The organism is Clostridium sp. MCC328, from assembly GCF_018785465.1.
Taxonomy (GTDB): domain Bacteria; phylum Bacillota; class Clostridia; order Lachnospirales; family Lachnospiraceae; genus Pilosibacter; species Pilosibacter fragilis.
Window position 1 is genome coordinate 1 of record NZ_WQPW01000110.1, and the last position, 1,020, is coordinate 1,020.

A 1,020-nucleotide genomic window follows, 5' to 3' on the forward strand; every position below is an offset into this window, starting at 1 on the left:
AGCAGCCGTCTGATCAAAAAAGAGTATCCGGAGATCCGGCAGAAGCTCTGGAAGGAAATGTTCTGGAGTCAGAGCTTCTGTCTTCTGAGTGCCGGCGGAGCTCTGATCGAAGTGATCTGCCAGTACATCGAGACGCAGGGGGAGAAAAAACATGAACGTAGTATACCGGTTTCGGATCTATCCCAATAAAATACAGCAGGAACTGTTTGCAAAAACATTTGGATGTGTTAGGTTCGTATATAACCGGATGCTGTCAGAAAAGAAGGAATGCTATGAAAAGACCGGAAAAAATCTAAAGGTCACTCCGGCAAAATATAAGGCAGAGTTTCCATGGCTAAAAGAAGTGGACAGCCTTGCTCTGTGCAATGCCCAGCTGCATCTGCAGACTGCTTATAAAAACTTTTTCCGGGATCCATTGTTTGGATTTCCAAAATTCAAGTCAAAAAAGAATCCTGTTAAAAGCTATACCACAAACAGTGTAAATGGAAATATCCTGTTAAAAGATGGGAAACTGAAGCTCCCAAAGGCAGGCTGGATCCGGATCCGGCAGCATCGTAAGATCCGGGAAGATGCCTGCCTGAAAGGTGCATCCGTCTGTCTGGAAGCTGATGGGCGGTATTATATTTCTCTTCTGTATTTTTGTGAAGAAAAGCCAGTGGAAATAAGGAACACAAGGCAGGCCGTCGGACTCGACTTTTCCATGAAAGAACTATATGTAGATTCCAATGGAAAACATGCAGGTTATCCGCACTATTTCAGAAACAGCGAGGAAAAACTGGCGAAAGCGCAGAGAAAACTGAGTCATTGCCGGAAGGGAAGCAATCGTTATAAAAAACAGCAGAAAAAAGTGGCGCGGATCCATACACATATCGCTCACCAGAGAAAAGATTATCTGCATAAAGAATCAAGAAAGATAACCAATTTCTATGATATCGTATGCATCGAAGATCTGGATCTGAAGACGATGAGCGGGGAACATCATTTTGGAAAAAGTGTTCATGACAACGGCTGGAGAATGTT

Annotated in this window: 2 protein-coding genes; both read left to right on the forward strand. The window is 43.5% G+C overall.

The features are described 5' to 3' along the window. A partial coding sequence (locus GPK83_RS14500) for a transposase (RefSeq protein ID WP_215705112.1) occupies positions 1–189 on the forward strand: 189 nt, incomplete at its 5' end. After that, positions 152–1,020, forward strand: an 869-nt coding sequence (locus GPK83_RS14505; RefSeq protein ID WP_215705113.1) for an RNA-guided endonuclease TnpB family protein, incomplete at its 3' end; no start/stop codon positions are given. The genes GPK83_RS14500 and GPK83_RS14505, both read left to right, overlap by 38 nt.